The organism is Chitinophaga filiformis (assembly GCF_021646545.1).
GTDB classification, from domain to species: Bacteria; Bacteroidota; Bacteroidia; order Chitinophagales; family Chitinophagaceae; genus Chitinophaga; species Chitinophaga filiformis_A.
On the sequence record NZ_JAKIRP010000002.1, the window covers coordinates 425,760 to 446,884 of the forward strand.

Genomic DNA, 21,125 nt, shown 5'->3' on the forward strand with positions numbered 1-21,125 from the left:
ATGAATGGTAGTAAAAATATTAGTTTAGGTCTTTTGTTATTGCTTACGCTCGGCTTTAGTTCAGTATTTGCACAAACAACGAAAGTGAAGGGTGTGGTCACAGACAAATCAGGTGCTCCTCTGCCCTTTGTGAGTGTGTTTGTGCCTGGTACGTCTTTCGGCATCTCTACAGATGCTGCAGGGCGGTACGAATTACAGTTTGATAGCCCAAAAGATAGTGTACGCTTTTCCCTGCTGGGATATAAAGCTGTTACAATACGCATACAGAGAGGTAACGAACAGGTCAGGAATGTGAGCCTGGAAAGTGGCGCAAAAACCCTGGGAGAGGTAGTCATCAAGCGTAAGAAGGAAAGATACCGTAACAAGGATAACCCAGCTGTAGAGTTGATCCGACTGGTCATTGACAATAAGTCAAAGAACAGAATGGAGCACTATGACTATGCCAACTATAACCAGTACGAGAAACTGGAGTTTGCGTTGAGTAATGTCTCTGAAAAGATCAGCAACAACCGGTTCACCCGGAAGTATAAATTCGTGTTCGACAACCAGGATACCACCAAGATGGCAGGACGTTCTCTGCTGCCGATGTACCTGGAAGAGAAACTGGCCGATGTATACTACCGCCGGGATCCCGAAAAAAAGAAAACAATTATCACAGCTGATAAGAAGGTCAGCTTTGAGAACTATATAGATAACCGCGGTCTGAGCGCTTATCTGAACCACATCTACCAGGACGTGGATATCTACGACAACAATATGATGTTGTTTACGAACCAGTTCCTGAGTCCCATTGCAGATGCAGGTCCGACTTTTTACAAGTACTACATTGCTGATACCATCAAAACAGCAGACAGCACAAAACTGATTGTTCTGGAATTCTATCCCAGGAACAAAGCTGACCGTTTACTGGAAGGTAAAATGTACATCACGCTGGATGGGAAATACGCTATACAGAAGGCGGATATGACGGCCAATAAGGAGATCAACCTGAACTTTATCCGTGATTTCCACCTCTATATGGACTTCGAAAAGACACCGGATGGCCGTTATTTCATGAACAAGAACACCCTGATGGCCGACTTCGGTCTCTTCAAGGGTAAGAGCGGTCTTTACGGAGAGCGTACCGTGTCCCTGAAGAACATGGTGATCAACAAGCCAATGCCGGACAAGTTCTATGAAGGAAGCTCTTTCGTTGAGAACGAACAGGAAGTGGTGAAGCCGGAAAGCTTCTGGGAACAGAACAGGCATGATACCCTGACCGCCGCAGAGTCGAAGGTATACGCCAATATTGACAGCCTGCAGCGTATGAGATCTTTCAGACGCACCATGGATATCGCTACCCTGTTGCTGGCCGGGTGGAAAAGCGTAGGGCCTAAGTTTGAAATAGGTCCGGTAAACACCTTCTATAATTTCAACCCGGTGGAAGGTTTCCGCCTGAGGTTGGGAGGAAGGACCACGCCCAAGTTCAATAAGAGCATCTACCTCGAAGGATACGGCGCTTACGGCTTCAAGGACGAGAAATGGAAATATTACTTCGGAGGCTCTTATGCCTTCAACCATAAGTCAATTTACGATTGGCCGGTACGTGCCATTAAGGCCAGCTACCAGCATGATACGAAGATCCCGGGCCAGGAGCTGCAGTTTGTACAGGAGGATAACTTCCTGCTGTCCTTCAAGCGTGGTAACAACGATAAATGGCTCTACAATGACATCTACAGGTTGTATTACCTGCATGAGCTGTATAATCACTCCTCTTTCCAGGTAGGCTTCAAACACTGGCAGCAGACACCCGCCGGCACCCTGTCTTACTATAAAGGCACGAGCCAGGCCGACAGCGTAAAGAAGATCACTACTTCTGAATTATCGCTGGAACTGCGTTGGGCGCCTCACGAGCAATTCTACCAGGGAAAGAACTTCAGGATCCCCATCCCCAACAAATATCCTATCTTCACACTCAGAGCAATCGCGGGAGTGAAGGGGCTGTTCGGTAGCGGATACAATTACCAGAACATCACCCTGAATATTTATAAGATGGTATACCTTTCACAGCTTGGGTATAGTGAGGTTGTAGTAGAGGGTGGTTACATCTTCGGACACATACCTTATCCGTTGTTGACCATCCACAGAGCGAACCAGACATATGCTTACCAGTTACAGTCTTATAACCTGATGAACTTCCTGGAATTTGTGAGTGACCGCTATGCTGGTATAAATATTGACCATAGCTTTAACGGATTTATCTTCAATAAGATACCTTTGCTGAAAAAATTGAAACTCCGTGAGGTAGCAACAGTGAAGGTGCTGTACGGAGGATTGAGCAAAGGCAACGATCCAAGGCTGGATCCGTCAAAGATACAGTTCTCAAATTATGCGGATGGAGTACCCATCACCTATACACTTGGCAGTACGCCATATGTGGAAGGAAGCGTGGGTATCGCCAATATATTTAAACTGCTCAGGTTAGATCTCGTGAAGAGGTTTACTTACCTGGATAATCCATTGATTGCCAATTGGGGTATCAGGGGCAGGGTTAGATTTGATTTTTAATGTTTTTCAATCGTAAGCCATGAAAAAACGATTCAGAGATAAGCTGCAGCAAGCAATTTACGTGGTGATCAACCCTTTGGTAAAGGGTTTGATCAAGCTGGGGCTGACGCCTAACGCTGTCACCCTGATCGGATTCCTGCTGAACATAGGTGTAGTAGTGATATTTGTGACGGGAGTCGAGGAAGGTAACAGGGGAGACCTGTCCTACGTAGGATGGGCCGGTGCCCTGATCCTTTTTGCAGGATTATTTGATATGCTGGACGGGCAGGTAGCCCGCCTGGGAAATATGGGGTCGCGTTTCGGCGCCCTCTTCGATTCGGTACTCGATCGCTATAGTGAAATGGTATTGTTCCTCGGCATCTGTTATTACCTGATCGGACATCACTATTTCCTGAGCTCCATATTCGCCTTTATTGCGCTGATCGGCTCTATGATGGTAAGTTATACCAGGGCGCGTGCAGAAGGTCTTGGTATTGAGTGTAAAGGAGGACTGATGCAACGCCCCGAGAGGATCGTGATCATTTCCGTATCTGCTATTGCCTGTGGCATCACCTCACACTTCATTGGCGGGGATTACAAGCTATACATACCAGGCATTCCTTTCCATGTATTTGAGACCATCTCGATCTTCACCTTCCCGCTGTTCATTATGGCGATCATGACCAATATAACAGCGGTAGGCCGGCTGAGGGATGCAAAGAAAGCAATTGATCAGCAGGACCAGGTAACCCGTGTGATCAGAAGCGCTACCACCACTCCAGTGATCGCACTGCTCATCATGGTACTGCCTGTTATGACAATGGCAAATGCACAGACCGTGAGAACAGAACCTGTATTCCCGGTTCCGCAGAATATTCCGCATATGCTGTTCTATATGCAGCGTACGCCGAATGCCAACACGATTGTCTACGACCTGAACCTGCAGAAAGATGGCTCACTTGATGAAGATGAGCCGGTGAATATTTACTGGATCAGGTACACCGAAAATGGTGAAAAGAAGGGATTAAATTACATACAACGTAAATTTGCGTACGGACTGAAGGTAAAGCAACTGTCGAAAGACAAGTATGAATTGCGTTCTGTAGCTTATGATAAGAAAAAGATGTACCTGATGAAGTCTGCCCAGGGCGATTACCATATCTACACACAGATAGGTACTGTCATGGCGCAGCTGAACAGGATTTACCTGCAGATCGAAGGAGGCACCTTCTGGTTCCCGAATGTGGTATACATAGAAATGAAAGGAGTAGACCCTGCTACCGGTAAAGAAATAAAGGAGCAGTTCAAGCCCTAAAAGGTTGATTGTTAAATTCACAACGAATGAGTAATAGACAGTACGTTTCCAACTCGCAAGAGTCTGTGCCTATGTTCAAGAACGGACTACTGGAAAAATTATCTAAGGTGCATTTCAGCGTTCCGCTGTTCTTATATATTCCTGTTATCGCCTATTGCTGCTGGACAGCACTGGTAACTGTGAATGCAGGTGTACTGATATGGCTGCTCAGCGTATTGGCCGGTATCTTTATCTGGTCGCTGACAGAATATATCATGCATCGTTTTGTATTCCATTTTGAACCGGAGTCTTCCTGGGGTAAAAAGCTGCATTTCATCTTCCATGGTGTGCATCATGACTATCCTAACGACAGATTGCGCCTGGTACTGCCACCATCTGTGAGCATACCGCTGGCGTTGGGATTCTGGTTCCTATATAGAAGTTTTATACCTGAAGTATATTTTTACGGATTTTATGCAGGCTTCATCGGCGGATATCTTTTCTACGATATCTCCCACTATGCCCTGCACCATTTCAATTTTAAGGCAAAGTTCTGGAAGAAGTTAAAGAAACACCACATGATGCATCACTATGCCGATGCTTCCAAAGGATATGGTGTGAGTTCTTCATTCTGGGACAAGATCTTCGGATCAGATTTTCAAAAGTGAGATAAGATGGATGCACCGGTTCCTGCCAGGCCTACAACTGCTTTTTTTGATAGGCGAAATATGCTGATCGTTACTGCGATCAGCATAGCTTATCTGTTGCTTTCAGGCTGGCTGGTTGGCTTTAAGACTGATCAGATATGGCTGATCGCTATTTTTAACGTCTGTTATTACGTATCGAGACCGACCCGGCGTTTTATACTGGGTTTTTCGATCTTCATTTTTTACTGGATCGTGTTCGACTATATGAAGGCATTCCCCAATTACCTGACGGGGCCTGTACATATCAAAGACATTTATGAGACAGAAAAAGCATGGTTTGGCGTGATGATGGATGGAGTGAAAGTGACCCCGAACGAGTACTGGCTGCATCATACCAGCGTATGGCTGGACGTGTTGACAGGATCATTCTACTTATGCTGGGTGCCGGTACCACTGGCATTCGCTACGTACCTGTTCTATAAGGACAGGCTGGCATTCCTGCATTTCGCCTTCACCTTTATACTGGTTAACTGGGTAGGATATATCATCTACTATACGTATCCTGCCGCGCCACCATGGTATGTACAGTTACACGGGTTTGACTTTATAGCCAGCACACCGGGTAATACAGCCGGACTGGCGAGGTTTGACACCGCGCTGAACGTTAATATCTTCGGCTCTTTATATGCAAAAGGATCAAACGTATTTGCGGCGATGCCCTCATTGCATTCTGCTTATCCGTTGATCGTGTTCTTCTATGCAAGGAAGACCACCAATCTTTTCTTCACGACTATTTTTGGCATCATATCCATCGGTATCTGGTTTGCCGCTGTTTATACCAGCCATCACTACGTACTGGATGTATTGGCGGGTATTGCCTGCGCCAGCGTAGGTATTGCCTTATACCGGCTCGTATTGATGAGAAGTGTGGCTTATAACGAACGGATCAACAAGTATTATTTAGCCGTTACGAAGTAGTAGCTTTTTGTTTGTCCAGGCGGCGTAACAATTCTTCCACTTCATTGCCATAATTACGTTTAAAGTGAAATCGTTGCGCCTTCAGGAGCATTTCCCTGGCAGTGTCTTCGTCTTGTTCTTTCAGGGCGAGCAATGCCAGGTTCCTATAGGCATAGGCATTGCCTTTATTGAACTGCAGTGATTTAAGTATAAGCTCCCTGGCTGCCACAGGGAATCCAAGGTGCATCAGCACATAACCTTTATTATTGTAGGCATAGGCGCATTCTTCATCATACGCAATGGCCTGATCAAAATAAGAGATCGCTTCCACATACAATTCCAGCTTGATACATTCAAACCCGAGACTATTCAGCAGTTCCGAAGATCCCGGATTCATTGATAATGCGTGTTCGTAAAGGCGTTGTGCCCACGCATGATTACCCAGCTCACTGTAACAATGTGCTACTTCCGCCAGTACTCCTGTATGTTGCGGATGTTTCTTGTGTACCTTTTCATAGAAGGGAAGGGCCTTTTGGAAGTTCCTTTCCACTCTCCATGTTACCCCCGACAGCCACAATGCATTCACATGATCGGGCTGCATCTGTAACACCAGGTGGCAGAGCGCCCGGCACCTGTGGATATCGTTATACTGCAGGAGGGCCTGGGCTTCCCTGAAATATCTTTCTACAGCCATCTTCTTCTGCTGAGGACCGTAAAACAGCCGGATCAGCGGGTGGAAGAAACTGATATGGGAGGTTTTGATGCGGGGACTACGGAAAGGGACCTCGGTCTGAATATTCCTAAGTGCCCGGATCTGTTCCAGGTAGCTGTCGAAGATGATACCAAGCGACTGGAATTTGTACTGACAGCGGTTCTCTATACTGAGCAGGGAGAGGATGATGTGCTGGGGATGGAGCTGTTCATCTCCCAGTTTTTTCTGGTAATACGCAGCATTTTCCAACATCCTTTCCGCCTCCGTCATAATAGGCACTTTGGGCCTGTTTCCCGTGGGGATAGGAGTGCCGGGACGTTGTTCCCAGTTAAGGGCGTGCAGCCACTGGACGAGCTTCTCCCGGTCAGCCGCATCAATGGCGATATCACTGGCGTAAGAGTCCAGAATACCCAGGAGAATCATCTGGCTGTCTATGTAAAAAAGTTTCCTCTCCAGGCTAAAAGTCCTGGCATAGGCAAATGCTGTCTTCAGTTCATAGGAGGAAGTCAAAAGCATCAGCAATGGTTAAGTACAGTATCAAATTTATATCATTTATGGGTATCTGCCAGCGGTCAAATTACCAGAATTCAATGCGCCGATACCTCATTCCGGGGCCGTTCCGGCGAATCATCACAAATGCAGATCCTCCGTTAAAACGAGTATACCATTTTTCACTGCAATTGGATTGTGATTGAGGGTGTTATCCAGTAAAATAAAAGAAACATATAGTCAAGTCTGCATATCCGCCGGTATTACCTCAAATCCGGGTTGGTGCGGAAAATCCAGTTGATGGTTCTGTCAATATTACTTCTCGAAGTAACATTCGGGTCATCGGCATTGCCTAATCCCACGGATGCTCCAAAAATCTTTACAGCCCAATCGCTGGTTTCAGGCAAATGATCATCTTCTAAGCGATGTAGGGTGTTATAACAGGTATTGAGTTCATGCGTCCAGGCGCTCTCGCCATATTTCAGTCTGCACAGTCTGGCAAACCAACCGTAAATGCCTGCATGAGCCTCTGCATTGGCCAGCCAGGGTTTCAACATATCCAGGGCTTTGGTCGTATCGCCCAACCGCGTGCAGGCAAAAGAAGCCAGGATGGCATTGTTAACGCCAATTTCCAGAAGGCTGTTGGCGTCTGCACAAAACTCTCCACTATGCTGCTGGTGGTTTATTGTATCCACATAGGCAACAATCGTTTTGAAATAAGTACTGGCACTATCTGAATTGCCCTGTTTTTCGAAGTCAAGTGCAATTTCTGTCATGCGCGTCGATGGACCGGCGAAAGCCACCGGATAATCATAACGCAGGTAATAAAAAATCCCGGTATGGACGATGGTAGTATCATATTTGCGGTTAATGATCCATGTAGTATCATTATGGGATATAACAGTATCACATGACGTATAATAGAGATCAAACAGGGAGTCTTCCTGTGCCTGCGTCATACGGGCCCAATACTTATCAAAATCGCTTAAATTAAACGCCTTAGGAGGATTTCTGGAATCATTACAGGCAAACAGCCCAAACGTCAGTAAAAGTGTAATTAAGGATGATATTTTATTCATGGCCAGGGATGTGGATGTCTCCGATTATAATGGACGCAATTTAAATGTTTGATATTCATATTTACGAATTTTTCAATAATCCCTACCTTCATCTTATGGAAGAATCAGAAAAATTAAAAAGGGTGGTCGAAGCCCGTATGAAGCTAAAAGCCCGTTTTGAGGACAAGATCAGGCAGACGCCTTCCGTTGCCGACGACAGGCCTATGGGTTCCGGTAAACCTAATCGTCATGGCATGCCGGTAGTACCAGTTGGGCAGATCATCACGCATAAGTGGCCTGTGCTCGACCTGGGTATTGAACCGGAGGTTCCCCTGGATGAATGGCGACTGGTGATAGATGGCGCAGTGGAACACCCGGTAGAACTTACCTGGGACGATTTTATGGCTTTACCGCAGACAGAAGATACTTCCGACTTCCACTGTGTTACCACCTGGTCTAAACTGGACATGAACTGGAAAGGAGTACGCCTGCTGGATCTGGCGGCGCTCGTGCAGCCCCATGACAATGCCACACATATCCTGTGTTACGGATATGATGATTATACGACCAATGTTTCGCTGGAAGAAGCATTGAAACCTGACGTGCTGCTGGTACACACCGTTGAGGGAGCACCTTTGCCGATAGAGCATGGCGGTCCGGTAAGAATGATCACGCCTCAGTTATATGCCTGGAAAGGATCAAAATGGATCCGGAGGATAGAATTCCTGACAGAAAACAAATTAGGCTTCTGGGAGGAACGCGGCTATTCCAATACGGCCTATCCCTGGAGGAACGACCGGTATAGCTGATTTTCATTCGCCGTATGGCGGATAGTACATCCCCCGATGCCAGGGCTCATTCCTGGGGTGCGCACCCGGGTTACAAATATGCAGTATGACCTTTCTCACATATGGGGGATAAACATGTCCCCCAATTAGTCTGCTCCGGTTCCTCATCATATGCCGGTTACAAACACCCGGTTCACTCAGACAGCCATAACTCATATTTCCGGTCTAATTGTTTGATTTTTATCATTTTTACTTTGTTATGTGTAATTCTGTTGATATAACAGATTGTAGCTTTGTGATCTCAAAAAGTGAGTACTCCCGGTGAAAATGTTGTTAGATCACTAGAATAGGGGATGGATATGACCAGGTTTGGTAATTTTCAATGAGCACAGATATTTTGAGCTTTGCATACTCAATCAGAGTAATCATTAAAAAACTCAAAATGAAGTTCAGAAAAACCTTAGCTGCAATGTCACTCTTTGTTTTGGCAGCAACATGTATTGTAAGTTGTGATGATGACGATGACGTTCAGAACCCTGCTGTGAATGCAGATGTAAGACTGCAAACTAACGAGAAACTGGGAAAAATATTAACTGACAACCAGGGACGTACCCTCTACTCCTTTGCATTGGATGTGAATGGACAGGCTGCCTGCAGCGGCGACTGTATTGCGAAATGGCCAGTATTTTACAAAGCCAACCCAAGCCTTGAAACAGGTCTTGACGCTGCAGATTTTGGTGTGATCACCCGCGCAGATGGCGCAAAACAGTCTACTTACAAAGGCTGGCCACTGTACTATTTCCAGGGCGATACCAAAGCCGGCGATATCAAAGGCGATAGTGCAGGTGGAACCTGGTTTACTGCAAAACCTGATTATTCTGTAGCATTAGGGAAAGCACAACTGGTGGGCAAAGATGGTGTTAAATACACCGGCAAATATGTTCCCGGTGATGAACTGACAGAATTCATCACAGACGATTACGGCAGAACGTTGTATCAGTTCTCAAAAGATTCGTTCAACATTAACAAGTATACACTACCTGATTTCAGTAATGATGCTGTATGGCCTGTTTACCAGGAAACAGTAGTACAAAATATTCCCACTATCCTGAAAAAGGCTGACTTTGGAGTGATAGATGTACATGGTAAGAAACAGCTGGCCTACAGAGGCTGGGCGCTGTATTACTATGGCGGAGACGAAAATAAAAGGGGTAACACCAAAGGTGTGAGCGTTCCGACACCAGGCATCTGGCCTATCAATAACAACGGAACGTTAACAGCGCCTAAAAAATAGGAGCTGCTAACACCCCGCTGTCATGACAACTGTGGCAGAAACTTATGTTACATGAACAGTGTAAACAGTTGTAGGTTTAGCAATGGCTGGAGTATTCCTACTTTAGCCTTTTTTTTATTCTTCCGGCGTCAGCCACACCAGCCTGGATTTTCTTTCCTTGCTGTTTATCTCCAGCTTAAGCGTTACATATGTGTTAGTGGACCTGTTATAGTCTGAAAGATTGAATACCGCCAGGGCGTGCTTCTCTTCCTTTTTCAGCGGACCAAAAAACAGGCGTCTTTCCGGTGCGGGACTTCCTGTTACATACGAGAATGCCTGGGCGCTGGTCAGTGAACGCATTGGCACTACATTCCCATTCTCCGGATGTGTGTTCTGCTCCGCATCATTCAGGAGAACGTATAACTTCCGCTTTGTATGCAGATAAGAAAATGAACGGTACTGGTCCGCCTGTATCAAATGCTGGGTGGATAATTTCCTTTGTGCGATATAGAAAGAAGGGTAGTCGGTGTTTTTCAGATACTGTTTTTTCGGAATGAAGCTGGCAGACTGCATTTTGCCGCTGACGTCAAATGAGGCAACTGCTAGGTTGTCCAGCATATAGTAAGTGTAGGGTGTAGCATCCCGTGGTGTATGTTTTTCGCTGATCAGTTCTTCGTAAATAACAGAAAAGCTGCCATCATCGTTGATGACGATATCCTGAGGCATTCCTGTAAATGTTTCATTTGGCCCATATAGCTTCTTTTTCTGCACATCGGCTTCGGCAGGATATAGATTGATCTCCTGCTCGACTTTGGCCTTAAAAGGGTCTATAATGAGCAGGAAACCTGCATATGGCTGCGGGTTGGCATCCTCGATATGAGCAGCGCCCAGCAGCATCAGTTTCTTTGTGACAGGATTGAACCGCACAATAGCACTGTCGGCAATGCGATTATCAGACAGGTCGAGCAATTCAGAGGTCATACGCCTTCCGTTTTTGGTGAGCGTCATCATCACCAGTTGTCCTTCCCGGTCGTTGGAGGTGATCTCATTGTATGCAAACCCCAGTATGCATACCCTGTCATCTCCTAATACAGCCATGTCAAGGTAGTTCAGAGAAGCATATTTGAAAGCCGGCTGGTAAAAGGCCCGGCTAATCTCCTGGTGATCGCCGTTATATACAACCACCTCCATCTGGTTTTTATCTGCGAGATCACTTTTATCGCGATGGATGAATAATGCGTAGTGATCGCTGGCCGGATCTTTACTGACTGAGAAAGAGTTTACAGGATCAAATTCAGGTATCCAGCGTACGTCTTTAAACAGGTATTTTTCTGCTTCCGCGATCTTTTCTTCCCTCTCCAGGTTGCCGGTGGCGCCGTCAAACAGTAATCTGTAGAGCACAGGTGTTCTTTCATGGACCTCACTGATCAGGAGTGCGATAGTGTTATTAGTTTCGAAAATAGCATTGACACGAGCTCCTTTCAGTTTTCCAAAAGAAGGATCGTGATGTTTGTAACCCGCCAGTTTATGCTCGGGATTGTAAATAGTGAGATCTATTCCGTTTCTGGCGCTCAGGTGTACGACGATGGTATTGCCGTTTTTGAGCTGGAGCAGCTTCGCATGACCGGTTTCAGGTTCCTCAAATAAGGGAGTTTCAGCTACGGTTTTGAATTGCCCATAGGCAAGTGCCTGCAACAGTACCACCAGGCACATCAGGGTGATTCTTTTCATAGGTTCAGGTTGTTAGGATAGAGTTATGACAATTGGCAATAAAGGTATCAAAATTTCCGACCTAGTTATCCATAAATTCCCAGGCGCTCTGGTAGGCGTTTTGCTGCTCTGCGTAAGAGATAAACCCTGCATAGAAGGGCAATTGGGAAAGTGTGGCGCTGTCGCCTATGATTACCAGCTTCTTACGGGCCCTTGTCATGGCCACATTCATGCGGCGGATGTCGGACAGGAAGCCGATCTTGTTATCGTTATTGCTCCTCGTCATACTGATATATACAATATCCCTTTCCTGCCCCTGGAAACTGTCGATCGTATTTACAGAGATCTTATCCCCGTAGGATTGCAGTGCTGGAGAGTCCTGCAGCTGTTCCTTCAGGAGATGGATCTGCTGCTTGTAGGGCGAAATAATAGCAATAGAGGGAAAATCTTCCTGCTGGTAATGTGTGTTGAGCCCTGTTACAAACTGTGTCAGGTGTTTGAAAAGGAAGGCAGCTTCCTCCGGATTGGTCGTGCTGGTGCCTTCGGATTTTTCGTCAAATCCGCAGCCGGCGGTATCCACAAAAGAAAGGGGCATATCCTGCGGAAAGAGGGTATGTCCGGCCACAGAAGCGTGCGCCTTCAGTCTGTCTTCGTAGAAGATGGAAGAAGAATAACCCATGATCAGCTGGTGCATGCGGTACTGTTCTTCCAGCAGCACCACCGATTCAGGATGGCGGGCGATGCATTTTTCCAGCAGGGTGGTACTCAGCCCGTTCCTGGCGGCTTCGTCCGACTTTACAGTAGGGGACAGCTGGCAATGGTCGCCGGCCAGCACTACCTTCTGTGCTTTCAGGATCGGAATCCAGCAGGCTGGTTCCAGTGCCTGTCCGGCTTCGTCAATGACGATGGTATGGTATTTCAGCTGGCGTACGGTGTAGTGATTGGCGCCCACCAGGGTAGCAGTGATCACCTGTGCCTTTGTCAGCAGGTCGTCCATGATGTATTGTTCGGTATTTTCGACGGATTTCATGATACTGCGGGCCTCGTCAAACAGCGCCTTGCGTTGTTCCCGTTCTGCCTTTCCGAAATTCCGCTTGTACTTATGTGCCATGTCCCGGAATTCATTCGCCTGTTTTTTCAGGCGTTTGATCTCCTTCATGCTGTTGTGTTCCGCCATCCGGCTATCCAGCGTCAGGGCTGACAGCCGTTCGGAAACACGGGCCGGGTTACCCACGCGTAATACGTTCAGTCCTTCGTCGGCCAGTTTTTCACTGAGCAGGTCCACAGCGGTATTGCTGGGTGCAACCACCAGTATCTGTTTGTTATCCTGTTTTATCAGCGCTTTGATAGCCTGTACCAGGGTAGTGGTTTTTCCTGTGCCGGGAGGGCCGTGTACAATAGCCAGGTCATTCGCCGCCAGTATGCGGTTCACAGCGGCCTGCTGGGAATCATTCAGGCGGGGGATGGTAACCGGTGGCACATCATCCCGGAAGGTAGGCGATTTTTCGCCGGTCAGGATGCTGATGAGACGATCATTCTCTTCCTTGTTGATACGGGTATCGGCCTGTTTAAGGGCATTTTGCATCTCATCATAGCTGTTGTCGTCAAACAGCAGATCAATGCCTAATTTGCCATTATTGGCCCATTCGGGCAGCTCATCCGTACGGAGTGTGATTTTCAGGCGGTTACCCCCCTGGTAGGAGATAGTGCCTTCTACCCGGTCTGTTTTAGGATCATGATTCGAAAACAGAACTGCTGATACGCCAAAACGGAGCTGGTGAACGATATCCTGGTGAGTAGTACGCTCCACTTCCACGGTGAGATAGTCTCCGCGGCTCATTTCCGAACCTCTGATGGCAATAGGGTACCAGGTAAGCCCATTAGCCCTGCGCTCGGCTACGGACGTTGATGCTGTCATTTCCAGATATGCGTTCCTGTCTACTTCCCGCTCAGTTTTCAGTAATTCAAGCAGCTTTTTGAAATAATCCATCCTGCAAAGGTAAGACGAATAGAAGATATTAGCTGAGAACTGGCGAACAGCCGGGCTAAGACTCCTTGCCCGGCTGTTCCAGCTGCTATTTCTTCAGTCGCTGGATGATATTCGTTGTGTAACTCACATCCTTTGTGATATTTCCGTTCTGGTCCTTGCTGTTGTAACTGCATCCAAAGATGAATTCCATCATACCGCTGCCGGGAGCGGAGGTCCTCAGTGTATCTGCTATTTTCAGCTGCTCACCCGGTAACGTAGCCTGTCCGGCATTGATGGCGCAACCTGCGCCCACGCCGATCAACACATTCTGGCGGTTGCCGATGCCATCTCCGTATGATTTTACCCATTTCATTACATCTGTGGCTTTGTTCCAGTACGACATGGTCATTACGTAGTCAATGTATTGTTTGGACCTTTTGATCTGCTCCAGGTTGTAGTTGTTATAGTCCACTACCGACAAGATTCTGCCCGTTTTTGACAAGGGGCCAACGTATTTGCTGAGGGCAATAATACCCGAGTCAATATTCGCGGTTCTGACATTGCCGTATTCCAGGTCAAGGTCTATCCCGTCAAATTTCCATTTGTCCAGGGAATCTTTTACGACTTTCGCCATGGAGTCGGCCGCAGCAGCGGATAGTTTTACCAGTCCGCCGGCAAAGGATGTTGCCACTATCCTGATGCCTCTTTGCTGGAGGGCGTGCGCTTTAGTCAACACATCGCTCCATTCATTCTGACCTGACACGCCTCTGTGTTCAAATTCCCAGCCTCCTGTAGCTGTTCTGCCTATGCCCAGCGTGAAAATGTTAACAACGTCCACGCCGTCGGGCATAGCATCCAAAGGCCCTACGGTTGATCTGTCGTAGCAACAGCCTCCCCAGTAATCGACCATAATGGGTCTCTTCGTGAGAGGTTTACCATAGAATGGAGAAGTGTCTTCGTGGTGTGTAGTGTCGGGGCCTGGCGGATTGTTACCATTGTCTTTTTTACAGGAATGGGATAAAGTCAGCATTGTACTCAAACATAACAGCAGGGCGGAAGTTTTTACGATAAAGTAGAATTTGGGTTTCATGTGTAACCGGATAATTTTTTAACGTTAAATGAATCTTTAAAATAGGCATCAGCAAATGTCGTCACGGGCAATTGCCACCCGGTAAGCAGGTGTATAAGTTTAAAATAATAAACACGGGTGATGGTAATGTTATGAAGGCAGTCGCTGACAGCAGTAATAAACGCATGAAATGAGATATTCGTATAACGTAAGATTTCTATCCTCTGGTCAGTTGCAGATGGCTCCTATTGTAACAACACCATGATAAGCAGGTAGGCAAATATTGAATACCTGGAATCGCAAATAAGATCCAATTAAATTTCTCTTCGCCAGTTTTTCTACAGATTTGACCGCTAAGTTTGTTTCGTCAAACAGAAATTATATTATAATAATTTAAAATATTATTCTATTTTTAATAGCAAGCCAGGTGAAAACACCTGGCAGATAAAGGGAGGGATTACACCGCAACAATGTGAATAATCTACCTGACATCTGAATCGTCGATTTACTTATTCCTACAACTGTTATACACTATGTGTAAGAAATTCTTATGCCTTTGCCTGCTCATAGCGGGGCTGCTACCTCATGTCTCATCAGCACAGCAGCAGGATAGTATTATTAATACGGCTGCGCCGAAGTTCCAACCGGATTCGTTTTATCAGCATCGCCCGGAGAATATTAAAAGGCGTTACAAGGGACTATTATTGGTACCTGCCACATTTATTGTTTATGGAGCGGCTTCTCTGAGCGTAAATAGTTTAAAAGGCGTAAATAATCACTTTAAAGAAGAAATATACCTGGAGGGAAACCGTAGGGTCTATGATTTCGATAATTACCTGCAGTATGCTCCTGCTTTCCTGGTATATGGCCTGAACGCGGCCGGTATCAAAGGGAAGAATAATTTCTTAGACCGTACTGCTATTTATGCGATGGCTAATATCATCATGGGAAGTACGGTTATGGCTACCAAACATCTTACGCACGAGAAACGGCCGGATGGATCTAATTATCTATCCTTTCCTTCAGGGCATACAGCTACAGCATTTGCTGCTGCTGAATTTATGATGCGGGAATATAAGGATGTATCTATCTGGTATGGCGTAGCGGGTTATGCAATGGCTGCAGCAACAGGATATCTGCGTATGTCGAATAACAGGCACTGGTTGGGAGACATAGTAGCGGGAGCGGGTGTGGGTATACTTTCAACCGAGCTGGCTTATTATTTATATCCCTCGGTGAAAAGGATATTCAGGAATAAGAAAACGGATATAGCCAATGTGATATTACCAACCTATCAGCAGGGAACTTTTGGGCTCAGTGTGGTGCATACTTTTAATTAGGTATTCGTCATTGATAAAAGCGCACATATATCTCCTCGAAAAAGGGGATGCCATATCCCCGGATTTGGGGATATGGCTTGCACCTGTTATTTATTCACGACTGGCATCAATCCGTTGAATTCTCCGGACACTTTGGCATCGCCATAATCCAGTATATATGTTATGCGGTATGCTTCAGTTGGAGGATCTTTCTGAATGGTGATCCTGCCATCCTGCAGGTCTGTCAGCTGTTTGCCAGTACCGGGCGTAATGACATTGTTAGCGAAACTGGCGCCCAATACAACATCAGCAGCACTGAAATTCACACGCTTGTCGAATCCGGCGGCACCCGCTTCTTTGAACGTATATGTCTGCCCGTTCACAAATGTATCTACCTGAAAGGAAACACCATCAATCTTGCCACTAAAAGAGGCTTCATTGATATTCACGTTGGACATCAGCATTCTTCCACCTTCTTCCACACTCCATTGTACACGGAAACCGAAAGGCGTTTCGGTAGTCTGTTTGTCTTGTCCCTCAATAGTAAAGGCGCTCTCAGGAGTCTGATTGTTGTTGTCGTCATCTTTATTGCAGGCAGTAAGCAACGCTACAGCGGCAGCGACGCTGAAAAGTAGTCTTCTCATGGTTTTGTTGTTGTTGTTTTAAATGAAATTCAGGTTTTTAATAAATGGTTGCATATTTCATCGGAGAGGAAATGTTGTGTCTTAATATTGTCCCACTAGTGAAAATATATTTTTGCGCAGATTCCTATTGACAAGAATAATGCCAGATCAGGAAGGCATTTGCGGCGTATTCATAAAAAAGGGCTGACCAATTTGGCAGCCCAGTATAGTTTATTTTATTTGTTGAACCCAGTCCTTCATCACTTGCAGGATAGTCAGTAACTCTTGCTCACTGATGATATATGGAGGCATCAGGTATAACACATTGCCGATAGGACGGAGCCATACTCCATGTTGCTGGGAGAACTCCTTAAAGCCTGAGAGGCAGGCTGCGTCTTTCATTTCAAGGGCGCCGAGTGCTCCTATTGATCTTTTGGCTATAATAGCAGGAGAAGTGAAAGTATCAAACTCACGGCGTATGATAGACTGAATGTTTTCTATTTTCTGCAGATAATGTTCCTCTTCAATAATGGCGATGCTTTGCAATGCCACGGCACAGGCAAGTGGATTGGCCATAAAGGTAGGCCCATGCATCAATGCCTTTTCATAATCATCTCCGAGGAAGCTGTCGAATACTGGCGATGTGGCGAGCGTAGCAGCATGTCCCATATAACCTGCCGTCAGTGCTTTACCCAGTATCATGATATCGGGTGTAACACCGGCATGTTCAGCAGCAAACATTTTACCCGTACGGCCAAAACCTGTGGCTACTTCATCGAACACGAAAAGTACATTATACCTGGTACAGAGCTCACGGGCCGTTTTCATGTAAAGCGGCGAATAAATGTTAAAACCGCCTGCGCATTGCACAATAGGCTCAACTATAAAAGCGGCAATGTTCTGATGTTCACTTTGCAAGAGTGCTTCCAGTTTGTCAGTAGCCGTTTTCACTACGGCTGCATCGGCGTTAAATCCTCCTTCAGGAATATCCAGTATAAATCCTCTTCTGAGTACATCCGAAAATGCACGGGTGAAATCAGAATCGTCGCTGACTTCCATGGCTTTGAAAGTATCGCCATGATACCCATTTCTCAGTGATATGATCTTGCTTTTGCCATGATAACCGATATTCTTCCAATACTGGATACTCATTTTCAGCGCTACTTCAACGCCAATAGAACCACTGTCAGAAAAAAAGACATGATTGAGGCCCTGAGGTGTGATGCTGACAAGTTTCGCAGCCAGATCAATGGCCGGATTATGTGTCATGCCGCCCAACATAACATGGGCGAATTTGTTTGCCTGCGTAAGTAAGGCGGCGTTGAGCGCCGGATGATTATATCCATGTATGACTGACCACCAGGAAGAGATCCCGTCAATCAGCGAGCGGCCATCTTCCAGGTGCATGATCACACCTTCTCCGGATACCATCTTTGGCAACTCGCTTATTTTTCTCATTTGCGTATACGGATACCACAGCATAGTCTTCAAAAAATTCCCGCAAAGATATTAAATCTTAATTTTCTTCTGTCTGTAATACAGAGATGATATTTCCTGCGGGATCTTCAAACCAGGCGATCAATGGTCCGCCATTTCGCCGGCAGATGCCTTTCTCATCTGTTTTGATCGGCTCATTATATTGCAGAAAACGCACACCTCTTGCCGTGAGACCATCTACAGCCTCTTCTATATTGTCTACCGGGAAATTGAGGATCGTAAAAGTGGCGGGTGTATGGTTGTCTTTTTGATAGATCATGATGCCACCTCCTCCATGGATGTTCAGTTGTAAAACGTTACCACCCATTATTTCCTCTACATCAAGCCCAAGTGTTTTACTGTAAAATTCCTTTGCCCTGTTGATGTCATTTACCGAAAATCCGCTGAATGCTTTCGTGTTTTTAAACATAATGGTAAGGTTTGGTGAGTGATACTAAAGTTAGCATCAATAAATGGACCGGACAGGGGGCAAATGCGGCAATTGAGTAGGAAGATTAGCCCAATTATTTGACAGATAAAATAAAATGCATATATTTGCGGCCCTTATCTATATACCTGGCCTCTATAGATGGAATAAAACAACATTTGTAACCCAACAAAAACTTCACATTCGAAAGTACAACAATGGAAAGGAAATTGGTATCCCCGGTTGTTATAGACGACATACAACCTATTGCCGGGGCTGATCTGATAGAAGTAGCCACCGTTAAAGGGTGGAAATTAGTGGTCAAGAAAAATGAATTCCACATCGGCGATCATGCGGTGTATTGTGAAATAGATTCATTCCTGCCTGTCAGGGAAGAATTTGAATTTCTCAGGAAAAGCTCTTACCGGAAAATGGGAGAGCAGGAAGGTTTCAGGCTCAAAACAATGAAGCTGAGAGGGCAGATCTCCCAGGGATTATTGCTGCCTGTCAGTCTGCTGGAAGGATACACTTACCAGATCGGAGAAGATGTATCTGCACGTTTGGGCATCATCAAATATGAACCTCCTATACCTGCTGCTTTAGGCGGCATTGCAAAGGGCTTATTCCCTTCTTTCATGCCTAAGACAGACGAAGAAAGGCTCCAGAACCTGAGCGGCCAATACGAATCCTTCAGGCAACATACTTTTTACGTTACCGAAAAGCTGGATGGTTCTTCTGTTACTTTTTACCTGAATGAAGGCGTGTTTGGTGTATGCTCACGTAATCTCGACCTGGAGGAAACAGCAGATAATACCTTCTGGAAAATCGCAAGAGCTGAAAACATAGAGGAGAAGCTGGCTGCCCTGGGCAAGAATATCGCTATACAGGGAGAGTTGATCGGAGAGGGTGTACAGGGTAATGCTTACGGCCTCAGAGGACAAACAGTACGATTCTTCAATGCCTTTGATATAGATCGCTATGAATACCTGGCATTGGATGAATTTAAAGCGCTGATTGCATCGCTTGGACTGCATACAGTGCCTATCCTGGATCTGCAGTACACCTTGCCTGCATCATTGGATGAATTGCTGACGATTGCAGATGGTGTGTCGGTCTTAAGTCCGCAGGGCAAAGCGGTGGAAAGGGAAGGGTTAGTGATCCGTTCAACAGATAGGAAGATTTCGTTTAAAGTGATCTCAAATAAGTTCCTGCTGAACGAAAGATAAAAAAGGTGCTCGCCGGTAGGCAGAGCACCTTTTTCCATTAACTGAATTTTTTGAGGAAGTAACCTACGCTTATGCCTAAATAGCCGTTGTAGCTTCTGACAACAGTATAGCTGGTATTATTAGTTCCCAGGCTATAAATAACATTAAAGAACAAGCCATTCTTCAGTTCATAACCTCCGAGCAAGTTGATTCCTACATCGTAAGGTTTCATATAATCTACACCCAGCTCACTGTGATCGCTATTGAACGGCGGGTACTTTTTATATTTTATGATGTTATAATCAAGCGAAGAATGCCGCCCATCCTGATAACCCTCCACTCTTTCTCTGCCACTTACACCGCGGCCGATATAGGGACCTGCTCCCAGAAATAACCTACCATTACCGATCTTTGGTTTATACAACAGGTGTGCTTGTAATTCAAGATAGAGAAGACGCCTTTTGTATTCGTAATGAGTATCATATATATCGGCAATGGTTGAATAATTATAGCTCTTTTGGTTAAAGATCACTTGTGGCTGCAGATAGAAATTCTTCCATAAATGCTGATCTGCTACCAATCCGGCGCGCCATCCGGTTCCGTAGGATACTTTATAGTTCCAGGGCTCCCAGTTGACGTCAGGATATACGAAGGATAAATTATATCCGCCGATAACACCTATGGATGTTTGAGCATAGGCGGGCGCTATACCAGTGGCTAGTAAAATAAATAGTATAATCTTTTTCATGAATCTGGATTGTTCTGAACAGTGAGATGAATTGCATGTAGCGCTATATGTTGCGTTCTTATATACGCTGTGATAACATATTGCTGCTTAGCTGAATCTTTTTAGGAAGTAACCTGCTGTCAGGCCGAAATAAGTGTTTTTACTTTCAAATCCCCTGGTATATCCACGATTGTTTAATTCCCTGCCATAGGTGACATTGAAAAACAGGCCGTTCTTTAGTTCGTAACCTGCAAGGAAGTTAAATCCTACATCATAAGGTTTTACGTGGACCACATTACCATAGCTGTAATCAGGTTTTTTGTTCCTGTAAACTATGGCAGAGTAGTTAGTGGAGCTTTGCAGCACTCCGTTCTGATCGTAAGATTGTATATCCCATGTTTCCAGGCCACCGATGCCCCGGGCAATATAAGGACCTGCACCAACAAATAACTTACTTTTACCGATCTGTTGTTTAAACAGGAGGTTGGCCTGTAATTCGAGATAGAGAAGCCGTGTTTTGAATTCGCCAGTTGCATAAGCGGGTGCTACGTTAGTGGTGAAAGGTCTATTGTAGCCCTTCTCGTTCAATAACAATTGTGGCTGAAGGTAGAATTTCTTCCATAAACGTTTGTCTGCTACCAATCCCGCACGCCATCCTGACCGGGAAGATACCTTGTATCCCAGCACTTCATGATTGGATTTAGGATAAATTGAGTTTAAATTATATCCTCCAATAATGCCTACGGATGTCTGCCCAAAAGATGGCGTTATGCCGATGGCCAGCAAGGCTAACAGGATGATTTTTTTCATGATTTTTAAATTAGTGGATAAGAATAAAGGTTGATTGTATGCGAAT

18 protein-coding genes are annotated in these 21,125 nt (G+C 45.7%); 8 read left to right on the top strand and 10 right to left on the bottom strand.

The annotated features are described in order from the left end of the window. The 4 genes from L3C95_RS08055 to L3C95_RS08070 are packed head-to-tail and all read left to right on the top strand — an operon-like array spanning position 1 to position 5,445. Positions 1-2,547 (top strand): DUF5686 and carboxypeptidase-like regulatory domain-containing protein, encoded by a 2,547-nt coding sequence (locus L3C95_RS08055; protein WP_236386510.1) that lies wholly within the window; start codon positions 1-3, stop codon positions 2,545-2,547. 19 nt (positions 2,548-2,566) lie between these two features. Then, positions 2,567-3,841, top strand: a complete 1,275-nt coding sequence (locus L3C95_RS08060) for a DUF4833 domain-containing protein (RefSeq protein WP_236386512.1) — start codon at positions 2,567-2,569, stop codon at positions 3,839-3,841. A 26-nt stretch (positions 3,842-3,867) separates the two neighbouring features. Next, positions 3,868-4,488, top strand: coding sequence for a sterol desaturase family protein (locus tag L3C95_RS08065; RefSeq protein WP_236386513.1), 621 nt, complete (start codon positions 3,868-3,870; stop codon positions 4,486-4,488). Between the two features lie 6 nt (positions 4,489-4,494). Further along, a complete protein-coding gene (locus tag L3C95_RS08070; protein ID WP_236386515.1) occupies positions 4,495-5,445 on the top strand; it encodes a phosphatase PAP2 family protein in 951 nt (316 codons plus the stop codon). Here L3C95_RS08070 and L3C95_RS08075 read toward each other — a convergent pair. Both L3C95_RS08075 and L3C95_RS08080 read right to left on the bottom strand, forming a co-directional pair. Continuing rightward, a complete protein-coding gene (locus L3C95_RS08075; protein WP_236386518.1) occupies positions 5,435-6,652 on the bottom strand; it encodes a tetratricopeptide repeat protein in 1,218 nt (405 codons plus the stop codon). The genes L3C95_RS08070 and L3C95_RS08075 overlap by 11 nt on opposite strands. Before the next feature lie 236 nt (positions 6,653-6,888). Further along, positions 6,889-7,704 carry a hypothetical protein gene (locus L3C95_RS08080; protein ID WP_236386520.1) on the bottom strand — a complete coding sequence of 272 codons (816 nt, stop codon included), beginning with the start codon at positions 7,702-7,704 and terminating at the stop codon, positions 6,889-6,891. Between the two features lie 95 nt (positions 7,705-7,799). On the opposite strand from L3C95_RS08080, the gene L3C95_RS08085 reads away from it, so the two are divergent. Both L3C95_RS08085 and L3C95_RS08090 read left to right on the top strand, forming a co-directional pair. Then, positions 7,800-8,492, top strand: coding sequence for a sulfite oxidase-like oxidoreductase (locus L3C95_RS08085; RefSeq protein ID WP_236386522.1), 693 nt, complete (start codon positions 7,800-7,802; stop codon positions 8,490-8,492). A 448-nt stretch (positions 8,493-8,940) separates the two neighbouring features. Then, positions 8,941-9,765, top strand: a complete 825-nt coding sequence (locus L3C95_RS08090) for a hypothetical protein (protein WP_236386523.1) — start codon at positions 8,941-8,943, stop codon at positions 9,763-9,765. 114 nt (positions 9,766-9,879) lie between these two features. On the opposite strand, the gene L3C95_RS08095 is transcribed toward L3C95_RS08090, so the two are convergent. From L3C95_RS08095 to L3C95_RS08105, 3 genes are all read right to left on the bottom strand, one after another. Then, a complete protein-coding gene (locus L3C95_RS08095) occupies positions 9,880-11,475 on the bottom strand; it encodes a hypothetical protein (protein ID WP_236386524.1) in 1,596 nt (531 codons plus the stop codon). Positions 11,476-11,536: 61 nt separating this feature from the next. Beyond that, positions 11,537-13,444: an AAA domain-containing protein gene (locus L3C95_RS08100; protein ID WP_236386525.1), complete on the bottom strand. Its 1,908-nt coding sequence runs from the start codon at positions 13,442-13,444 to the stop codon at positions 11,537-11,539. An 85-nt stretch (positions 13,445-13,529) separates the two neighbouring features. Continuing rightward, a complete protein-coding gene (locus L3C95_RS08105; protein ID WP_236386526.1) occupies positions 13,530-14,513 on the bottom strand; it encodes a glycosyl hydrolase family 18 protein in 984 nt (327 codons plus the stop codon). 512 nt (positions 14,514-15,025) lie between these two features. On the opposite strand from L3C95_RS08105, the gene L3C95_RS08110 reads away from it, so the two are divergent. Further along, entirely contained in the window at positions 15,026-15,832 is an 807-nt protein-coding gene (locus L3C95_RS08110) for a phosphatase PAP2 family protein (RefSeq protein WP_236386527.1), read from the top strand. Between the two features lie 86 nt (positions 15,833-15,918). Here L3C95_RS08110 and L3C95_RS08115 read toward each other — a convergent pair whose 3' ends face one another. From L3C95_RS08115 to L3C95_RS08125, 3 genes are all read right to left on the bottom strand, one after another. Continuing rightward, positions 15,919-16,455, bottom strand: coding sequence for a hypothetical protein (locus L3C95_RS08115; RefSeq protein ID WP_236386528.1), 537 nt, complete (start codon positions 16,453-16,455; stop codon positions 15,919-15,921). 210 nt (positions 16,456-16,665) lie between these two features. After that, positions 16,666-17,916, bottom strand: coding sequence for an adenosylmethionine--8-amino-7-oxononanoate transaminase (gene bioA, locus L3C95_RS08120; RefSeq protein WP_262915849.1), 1,251 nt, complete (start codon positions 17,914-17,916; stop codon positions 16,666-16,668). 34 nt (positions 17,917-17,950) lie between these two features. Beyond that, positions 17,951-18,340: a VOC family protein gene (locus L3C95_RS08125; RefSeq protein WP_236386531.1), complete on the bottom strand. Its 390-nt coding sequence runs from the start codon at positions 18,338-18,340 to the stop codon at positions 17,951-17,953. 215 nt (positions 18,341-18,555) lie between these two features. Between L3C95_RS08125 and L3C95_RS08130 the strand changes: the two genes are divergently transcribed. Continuing rightward, positions 18,556-19,563: an RNA ligase (ATP) gene (locus L3C95_RS08130; RefSeq protein WP_236386533.1), complete on the top strand. Its 1,008-nt coding sequence runs from the start codon at positions 18,556-18,558 to the stop codon at positions 19,561-19,563. A gap of 37 nt (positions 19,564-19,600) precedes the next feature. Here L3C95_RS08130 and L3C95_RS08135 read toward each other — a convergent pair whose 3' ends face one another. Beyond that, positions 19,601-20,290: an outer membrane beta-barrel protein gene (locus L3C95_RS08135; RefSeq protein WP_236386536.1), complete on the bottom strand. Its 690-nt coding sequence runs from the start codon at positions 20,288-20,290 to the stop codon at positions 19,601-19,603. Positions 20,291-20,377: 87 nt separating this feature from the next. Continuing rightward, on the bottom strand, positions 20,378-21,079 hold the full coding sequence (locus L3C95_RS08140; protein WP_236386538.1) for an outer membrane beta-barrel protein: 702 nt from the start codon (positions 21,077-21,079) through the stop codon (positions 20,378-20,380). Between the last annotated feature and the right edge of the window lie 46 nt (positions 21,080-21,125).

Excerpts from the sequence above, each read along its gene's own strand:
- L3C95_RS08105 (WP_236386526.1), bottom strand. The coding sequence starts at position 14,513 with ATGAAACCCAAATTCTACTTTATCGTAAAAACTTCCGCCCTGCTGTTA.
- L3C95_RS08060 (WP_236386512.1), top strand. The coding sequence starts at position 2,567 with ATGAAAAAACGATTCAGAGATAAGCTGCAGCAAGCAATTTACGTGGTG.
- L3C95_RS08080 (WP_236386520.1), bottom strand. The coding sequence starts at position 7,704 with ATGAATAAAATATCATCCTTAATTACACTTTTACTGACGTTTGGGCTG.
- L3C95_RS08140 (WP_236386538.1), bottom strand. The coding sequence starts at position 21,079 with ATGAAAAAAATCATCCTGTTAGCCTTGCTGGCCATCGGCATAACGCCA.
- L3C95_RS08090 (WP_236386523.1), top strand. The coding sequence starts at position 8,941 with ATGTCACTCTTTGTTTTGGCAGCAACATGTATTGTAAGTTGTGATGAT.
- L3C95_RS08075 (WP_236386518.1), bottom strand. The coding sequence starts at position 6,652 with ATGCTTTTGACTTCCTCCTATGAACTGAAGACAGCATTTGCCTATGCC.
- L3C95_RS08130 (WP_236386533.1), top strand. The coding sequence starts at position 18,556 with ATGGAAAGGAAATTGGTATCCCCGGTTGTTATAGACGACATACAACCT.
- L3C95_RS08065 (WP_236386513.1), top strand. The coding sequence starts at position 3,868 with ATGAGTAATAGACAGTACGTTTCCAACTCGCAAGAGTCTGTGCCTATG.
- L3C95_RS08100 (WP_236386525.1), bottom strand. The coding sequence starts at position 13,444 with ATGGATTATTTCAAAAAGCTGCTTGAATTACTGAAAACTGAGCGGGAA.
- L3C95_RS08110 (WP_236386527.1), top strand. The coding sequence starts at position 15,026 with ATGTGTAAGAAATTCTTATGCCTTTGCCTGCTCATAGCGGGGCTGCTA.
- L3C95_RS08125 (WP_236386531.1), bottom strand. The coding sequence starts at position 18,340 with ATGTTTAAAAACACGAAAGCATTCAGCGGATTTTCGGTAAATGACATC.
- L3C95_RS08095 (WP_236386524.1), bottom strand. The coding sequence starts at position 11,475 with ATGAAAAGAATCACCCTGATGTGCCTGGTGGTACTGTTGCAGGCACTT.
- L3C95_RS08085 (WP_236386522.1), top strand. The coding sequence starts at position 7,800 with ATGGAAGAATCAGAAAAATTAAAAAGGGTGGTCGAAGCCCGTATGAAG.
- L3C95_RS08055 (WP_236386510.1), top strand. The coding sequence starts at position 1 with ATGAATGGTAGTAAAAATATTAGTTTAGGTCTTTTGTTATTGCTTACG.
- bioA (WP_262915849.1), bottom strand. The coding sequence starts at position 17,916 with ATGCTGTGGTATCCGTATACGCAAATGAGAAAAATAAGCGAGTTGCCA.
- L3C95_RS08070 (WP_236386515.1), top strand. The coding sequence starts at position 4,495 with ATGGATGCACCGGTTCCTGCCAGGCCTACAACTGCTTTTTTTGATAGG.
- L3C95_RS08135 (WP_236386536.1), bottom strand. The coding sequence starts at position 20,290 with ATGAAAAAGATTATACTATTTATTTTACTAGCCACTGGTATAGCGCCC.
- L3C95_RS08115 (WP_236386528.1), bottom strand. The coding sequence starts at position 16,455 with ATGAGAAGACTACTTTTCAGCGTCGCTGCCGCTGTAGCGTTGCTTACT.